This is a genomic window from Pseudomonas sp. HY7a-MNA-CIBAN-0227 (genome assembly GCF_040310325.1).
In the GTDB taxonomy this organism is placed as follows: Bacteria; Pseudomonadota; Gammaproteobacteria; order Pseudomonadales; family Pseudomonadaceae; genus Aquipseudomonas.
In genome coordinates, this window is the sequence record NZ_JBEOPT010000003.1 from 427,281 (window position 1) to 434,606 (window position 7,326).

The following is a 7,326-nucleotide window of genomic DNA, read 5'->3' on the forward strand; positions in this document are numbered from 1 at the left end:
GTGTTTCCTAAATATAGCTTAATTAAGTATTCTGTTCGCCGACTTTTAGAAAAAATCATATTTTGGTCAGGTATAGGATAAAATAACGACTTTACGAATGCTGAGTTTTAAGCGCCATGCTAAACGGTGGCTACGTTTCAAGTGGTAGATTGCTACTGATTTTGATCATAAGGCGACTCAGGCGAAATCAAAAGGTCTAGGCGGGATTCTGTCGGGATTGTAATTACGCGGTCATCGTGTCGTTATGAGTGAATCGCCCCGGGTTTCCTAGACACTCTCCAGGCTCGCTGCGTAACGCTTTTCAAACTCTACCGGTGACAGCTGATTGTTGAAACTGTGGCGTCGTTTTGGGTTGTAAAACATCTCGATGTAATCGAACACATCATCCCGAGCATCCTGGCGTGTAGTGTAGATTTTACGCTTGATCCGTTCCCGCTTTAGCAACTGGAAAAAGCTCTCCGCCACAGCATTGTCGTGGCAGTTACCTCGACGACTCATGCTGGCTACCAGGTTGTTAGCTTTCAAGAAGCTTCGCCAGTCTGAGCTACTGTACTGACTTCCTTGATCCGAGTGGATCATCACCTCTTGCTTCGGCTTGCGTCTCCAAACCGCCATCAGCAGTGCATCAATGGCGACGTCGCTGGTCATCTGCGACTTCATTGACCAACCAATGATCTGGCGTGAAAACAGATCGAGCACCACGGCCAAATACAGCCAGCCTTCATATGTTCGGATGTAGGTAATGTCTGTGACCCAGACTTTGTTGGGTTCTCTGACATCGAATTGGCGCTTCAGTAAGTTCGGTGAGGCAACGGCTGGTTTACCGCCATATTTCCCCGGCCTTCGTCGATACCCAGTCTGAGAACGTAGCCCTTCAAGGCGCATCAACCTAGCCACCCGGTGACGGCCACAGCTCTCTCCAACCTCTCGCAGGTCATCATGGATCTTGCGATAGCCATAAACACCACCGCTTTCCAGCCAGGAGTGTTTGATCAACCCAAGCAGTCGCTGATCGTCCTTGGCCCGCGCAGATTTTGGTTCTGATAGCCACGCGTAATAGCCGCTGGGATGAACCTTGAGTGTCAGGCAAAGGCGTCGAATCGCGTAATGACCCGCTTGCTGCTTAATAAAGGCGTACTTCAGCCGCACTCCTTGGCAAAGTACGCGGCGGCCTTTTTTAAGATGTCTCGCTCCTCCGTCACCCGTTTCAGCTCGGCACGTAGACGACGAACCTCAGCGCTCTGATCATCCTCCTCGACGCGCTGTTCCTGGGGCTTGGTGTAGCGCTTAACCCAGGCATAGAGGCTGTGCACGGACACACCCAATCGTGCAGCCACCTCCGAGACAGGAAGCTGCTTTTCGGTCACTTGCTTGACCGCCTGGATTTTGAATTCTTCGGGATAACGCTGGTTGCTCATGGCACCTCCTAATGGGCCTCATTTTAAGGCTTGGAGGTGTCTACGAAACTAGGGGCGATTCAGTCCGACATAAATTGCAATAACTTAGAACTTGCTTTTTTTAGGCAATCAGACCCAGAAAAACACTGCGACAAATCGTCGCCATAAGGGCTATGAGCTTGGTATTTATCGAGAAAAGCTTGACCCTGTAGCTACTACAGCGTTGAGAATACTCTGAGATGAACGGACTGTGAAAACTAATTCAAATAGCGCATATATATGAAAATAACAGCGTATTTAAGTAACCGACATTAAGACGGGAATCAATGATATGCGAATCCTTGTTGTAGAGGACGAGCCGAAAACTGCCGAGTACATGCACCAAGGTTTAACGGAGAGCGGCTATATTGTCGATATTGCAAACACGGGTCTAGATGGGCTACACCTGGCACAACATCAAGCATATGACATTGTGATACTGGATGTTAACTTGCCCGAAATGGAGGGCTGGGAAGTACTGTCACAACTCCGGAAGACCAATAATACGAGAGTGATGATGGTCACCGCCAGAGGTCGCCTTGATGAGAAAGTTAGGGGATTGGAGATGGGCGCAGACGATTATCTGGTAAAGCCTTTTGAGTTTCCTGAGCTCCTTGCACGGGTTCGCACCCTCATGCGCCGCAGTGAGCAAACTGGCTTACCAGAAGTGTTACGCGTCGGCGATCTTGAGTTGGATCAGGGGCGCCATAGAGCCTTTCGAGGCACCCAACGAATCGATCTGACGACGAAGGAATTTGCTCTCCTTCACCTGCTGATGCGTCATAGCGGAGAGGTAATGTCGCGTACCCAAATCATCTCACTTGTGTGGGACATGAATTTCGATTGCGACACCAATGTGGTTGAGGTTTCGATTCGACGGCTTCGCGCAAAGATTGACGACCCCTTCGAGCACAAGCTGATCCACACCCTACGTGGTGTCGGCTATGTACTGGAAGCTCGCGAATGAGGCCGACACGCCTGTCCATGAGGTTAGGGTTAACGGTCACGGCAATGAGCGCTTTCTTGGTGCTGGTAATGGCGGCGTTTGCCTATGCCACCATCGCACATCAGCTTGATCTACGCGCGAAGGACGGGCTAGGGGAAAAGCTTCAGCAGATCGAACACAGCTTGGCTGAGAGTTCGATCACTGCAGCCGATATCGTGCTGCATCCACATAATCTTCGCGATCAGATCATCGGGCACGATAACTTTACCCTGACTATCCTGGATTCAAGCGTTCCTCGAAGGCGTTTATTGAACCTTGGAAACAACGAAAACCTGGAGCTTCCACGGGTCATAGCGAGCTTAGGTTCTCCTGATTTTGAGCAATTCAAATCGCCCGAGGGGTTTGAGGTTTTGATGGCTCATAAACTGGTAAGGCTTAAAAACGATCAAACCGTCCTGGTCATGCTGTCGCTTGATAGAAAGAGCGATGCCGCACTCCTCAACGCTTACGTCAAATCCACGATCATCGCGTTACCTTTTATCCTGCTGCTGGTGGGCGGGTGCGCTTGGTTAATTGTCCATCGTGGATTAAAACCACTCCGAGCTTTTCGCAAGGTGGCTGAGCGCGTATCCGCGAGGGATCTTTCCCATCGAATGAAAGTGACCAATCTGCCGGATGAGTTGCGGGACTTGGCCCATGCCGTCAATTTCATGCTTCACCGGCTGGATGGAGATGTGCAACAGCTCGCCCAGTTTTCAGACGACTTGGCCCACGAACTTCGATCTCCAATGAACAACCTCATGGGCAAAGCGCAAGTCACCTTATCTAGGGAGCGCCCGCCAGCAGAGTACAAACGGGTTCTTGAATCCTGTACAGAAGAACTTGAGCGACTGTCGCGCATGGTGTCTCAGATGCTTTTCCTCGCAAGTGTCAGCCAACCGCAGGCACCGATTGCCTTTACCACCATTGATTTGAAAGAAGAGGCCGAAAAGGTTGCTGAACTGTTCTCACTGGCAGCCGACGAGAAAGATATGGAGTTATTGGTTGAGGGCACAGCACAGACCCAAGGAGATCGGCTCATGATTCAGCGAGCCATCTCAAACTTGCTGTCCAACGCCATTAGACACGGCGTCCCCGGCAGCGCCATCACTATTTCCCTGGACATGCGCGGGGACGAAGTGTGCCTTGACGTACGCAATTTAGGTGAGGGCATTGAAGCAGTTCACCTGCCTCGCGTTTTTGATCGTTTCTACCGGGTTCATGCCAGCCGTGCTCGTCAGCAAGGGGGGACAGGGTTGGGACTCGCGATCGTCCGCTCGATCATGAGCCTGCATGGGGGGCGTGTCGCGGTTGAAAGCATGCTAGGAACCATCACGACGTTCAGCCTTATTTTTCCTAAGACGGTCTGGCCAAAGCGGGCACGTGCGGCTCCCTGAAATTTCAGGACAAAGGATGAATACGTTGTAAAATCTTAGGTTAGACCCCTTTATATCTAGTTACATACTAGATTTGCAGTGACATCTGATTTTTGCCAACGTCACCGCCAAAGCTTTTAAAAATGCCCTTCACCTCCCCAAGAGTCACAATCGCCATGCCCCTCAACCTCTTCAAAAATGCCGGCCTTGCTGCATCGATTGCTATGGCGATAGGTTTCTCTGCCGAACTGCGGGCCGATGCCGGAAAATCGATAGATGTGTATCGAGATCCGAACTGTAGTTGCTGCACCAAGTGGATTTCTTATTTAAAGGATAAAGGTTACACCGTGAGGGATCATGAAGAAGAAAACATGAGTGCCGTGAAAGAAAAACTGGGTGTACCTGCCAACCTCGGGTCATGCCACACAGGTGTGGTAAACGGCAGGTTTGTTGACGGTCACGTGCCAGTGGAGCAGATTGCAGAACTCACCAAACGCTCGGATCTGATCGGCGCTGCTGCGCCCGGAATGCCTGTGGGGTCGCCGGGAATGGAATCAGGCGGACGTCGAAGCGCCTATCAAATCATGGGCCTGAAGAAATCTGGAGATGAAGTCGTTCTGGCGGATTACCCATCACAATGACAATGTTTCCGCATCGTAGCAGCGATAACAGCTTCTCCGCCAGGTGATTTGGCTGACCGGTTACATTGGGAAGATTCAAGACTCTCTTCCCCTACATCCTCTGCATTAAGGCACCCCATGAGCCTCGACAAGACGAAAAATTGACAAGTATCCGCAGTGAGGGAAACGCATACCTCATTCACCCGGTGAGTGGACGCTTTTGCTCAAAGCTGATCGCCAGCAAGGAGCTTGCCAATGGTTCTATCAGTTCGGATAGCAGCGCGAAGGCGAGCCTATAGAACTCTCCGTTGGTAGTGTTCAAGGTGGCCCTAACCGTTGTGATAGAAAAGTTAGCAGCTAAGTCTCGATCAGACGCAGCCCGGCAAATGGACTCGACTACATTTGAAAGAAGTCTTATAAAAACCAGCGATTGCATTTCATTTGACCAACTATCTGCATCCGATCTGACCAGTTGCACGCCCGTTGACCATCCGAGACTCGTGCAGGAATTTCCTAATTGCGTTTAGGCTTTTTACCCCGCTGCATCGATTCTCCTTTTAATTCGATGACGTGAGACTTGTGGACGATTCGGTCAAGAATCGCATCGGCAATCGTTGGGTCGTAGAACAAGTCGTACCACTTCTCTTTTGGATACTGGCTAGTGATCAACAATGATCCGTTTTGTGACTGCTGGTCGATTACGTCCAGGAGAAACGGGCCTAACTGATCATCGATGCCCCCGATACCTAGATCATCGATAATCAGCAACTCCGCGCGTATCAATTGTCGGCGCAGCTTCGGCATGGTGTGGTCGGCATAAGAAAACGATATTTCTTCAAAAAGCTTGGTGGCGGTGCGATACAGCGTTGGTCGTCCGAGACGACAAGCCTGGTTGCCAAGTGCGCAGGCGAGCCAGGTTTTTCCCGTTCCTGTAGCGCCGGTGATGATCTCGTTCTGACGTCGCGCTAGCCATTCGCACTCTCCTAAGGTCATGACGGTGTTTCGGTCTATTCCACGAGACGCTTTGAATTCAATGCTACCCCAGTTCTCTCCACAGCGCGCTTCCACCCACCATCAGGCCATACCGATGCTTGAGGTCGAGCTCTAACTCGGACGCTAGGATTTGGATCTGGTCGGGTTCACGCATCGCACTTAATGTCCGGTTCGGTCACAGTTAATAGTAATAAACCGTCTCCTTGCGCTCCAGCCGTAAGACTTCTACATTTTTTACGGTACAGAAGTCAGCCAAGGATTTTCAAATGTCTGATTTTAAAAGAATTGAACAAATCTATTCGGACTTCGCAGATAGCTTGCGCGAGGACATTCCGGAAAATAGTAATCCCAGGAGCAATACCGTCGAAATGCTCTCTCTCAGTTATTGGTTTGAAGGGTTGAGGCAGAGAACAGGGCTCAAAACTTCCTACGCTCTAGAGCTTCATTTTGAACCAGAGTCATTTCGAAGAAATACCAACGGCACGATCCGGCATTACCGAAGCAAGTGGTCGAGGTATGAACAAAATCTAATTACGCCCAAGGCCAAGACCTTGAACAGGGTTGAGCTATTGGCACCAGGATCGACACGGGATTTGCATCATCCGCTGTGGGCGTTGATGAGGCAGGTCATCAAGAAAGAAAGAATTGATTGCGACGACTACTTCAGGTCGCTAAGCACAGAGATCCAGCTGGTACTGTTCGGCGATGGCAGCGACATTTTTTGGGACAGTCCACGACGCGAACCAACTACTCAGCTTTTGCTCGAAAAACTCGAACGTAGAGCGAGTCTTGATTCCCTGTCAGCACTGATGGCTTTGGTAATAGAAGCGGATCATCTGGGTAAGCGAGCCTTCGCGATGAAAGCGACGAGCTCTCTGCACAGAGTCCTTCTAATGCTAGCGATGGAGCTACAGGCACGAGGTGTTGCCGTCGGCCTGATCGATTGGCTTGCTATGAACGTGCTACCTCTGGGAGCGCCTGGTCACTTGCAGGTATGTATGACTAGCACTGACTACATCCACGCGTCAGCCCATCTAAACACGATGGTTTACCAGCATCCGCAACGGCGCGGTAAATGCCTGCCGTGGAAGCCACGCGCAAAAGTCATGCTCAAACTGCTTGGCGGGGATATGGGGGTGGACGTTATGCATGCTATGCGCCCGCAATTTGCGCTGAGGACGGATGTTGGTGACATCACGGTTGACCTGATTGAAGAGTTCAAGAAGATGTCCGCGCTCAGGACATGGGGTTGGAAGTGCATACTCGACGGCACGCGACAGGTAATGCCGCCCGTAAAGTTGTTTTAAATGATCTCAGGCTGGGCATTCCGACAATCGACCGACTATTTCATACCCCCCTTAACACCGATGCGTACCTACAGTCTGATAGAAGCTTTTGGTCAAGTCCAATGCAAACGGCTGGTCACATCCAATGCAAACGACTGGTCAGTGCTGATGCAAACAGGTGGTCAGGTACGGTGCAATTCCCCAATAGACACTCAAATGAAGGAGAAATATCAATGCATAGCTTCCCTGCGCTATTAGAGCATTTGGCGCTTTTCCTGAGGGTCGTAGTAAGCGTTTTTAGGAGACGCAAAGGCCTATGAATAGGATCGTTTGAATTTCTGGCGCTTTATTTCACCTTTCGCATACGACCGGTGACCGACTCCAATGACCTCGACCATACCCCCCTCCACTTACTCTACCGAAAGCCTTTTAGCTCATGCTGCCCAACGTCTAAGCATTGCTATCAAAACAGCAAAGATGAGTTTTGGGCAGCGTTTCAGGGTGATGCACCATCAAAAGGGGCTCCGTTGCCTTTCCCGATTGGATCAACCGTTGTAGTGGTCTAATGAAACCGGACACCCTTTTAGGCGAGAATGCTCGCCAGATCGAGGTGTCAGATGACCAAACAAC

The 7,326-nt window shown here is 50.6% G+C and carries 5 protein-coding genes and 1 pseudogene; 4 read left to right on the forward strand and 2 right to left on the reverse strand.

Translation table 11 applies throughout. The annotated features are described in order from the left end of the window. Nucleotides 1-267: 267 nt before the first annotated feature. Nucleotides 268-1,418, reverse strand: a protein-coding gene (locus AAEZ06_RS08075) for an IS3 family transposase (protein WP_104502081.1) whose coding sequence is annotated in 2 segments (ribosomal slippage) — nucleotides 268-1,184 and nucleotides 1,184-1,418 — 1,152 coding nt in all. Because the reading frame shifts where the segments join, the coding sequence is not laid out codon by codon here. Between the two features lie 310 nt (nucleotides 1,419-1,728). Between AAEZ06_RS08075 and AAEZ06_RS08080 the strand changes: the two genes are divergently transcribed. From AAEZ06_RS08080 to AAEZ06_RS08090, 3 genes are all read left to right on the forward strand, one after another. Then, complete coding sequence (locus AAEZ06_RS08080; protein ID WP_153326421.1) at nucleotides 1,729-2,403, forward strand: heavy metal response regulator transcription factor; 675 nt, start codon at nucleotides 1,729-1,731, stop codon at nucleotides 2,401-2,403. Further along, nucleotides 2,400-3,818, forward strand: a complete 1,419-nt coding sequence (locus AAEZ06_RS08085; protein WP_153326419.1) for a heavy metal sensor histidine kinase — start codon at nucleotides 2,400-2,402, stop codon at nucleotides 3,816-3,818. Before AAEZ06_RS08080 ends, AAEZ06_RS08085 begins: the two co-directional genes overlap by 4 nt. Nucleotides 3,819-3,973: 155 nt before the next feature. After that, nucleotides 3,974-4,438, forward strand: a complete 465-nt coding sequence (locus AAEZ06_RS08090; RefSeq protein WP_153326417.1) for a DUF411 domain-containing protein — start codon at nucleotides 3,974-3,976, stop codon at nucleotides 4,436-4,438. 492 nt (nucleotides 4,439-4,930) lie between these two features. Here the strand turns inward: AAEZ06_RS08090 and AAEZ06_RS08095 are convergent. Then, nucleotides 4,931-5,455, reverse strand: a pseudogene (locus AAEZ06_RS08095) (ATP-binding protein); the annotation flags it as partial. Nucleotides 5,456-5,676: 221 nt separating this feature from the next. Here AAEZ06_RS08095 and AAEZ06_RS08100 point away from each other — a divergent pair. Beyond that, nucleotides 5,677-6,717 carry a hypothetical protein gene (locus AAEZ06_RS08100; protein WP_198822264.1) on the forward strand — a complete coding sequence of 347 codons (1,041 nt, stop codon included), beginning with the start codon at nucleotides 5,677-5,679 and terminating at the stop codon, nucleotides 6,715-6,717. Nucleotides 6,718-7,326 lie beyond the last annotated feature (609 nt).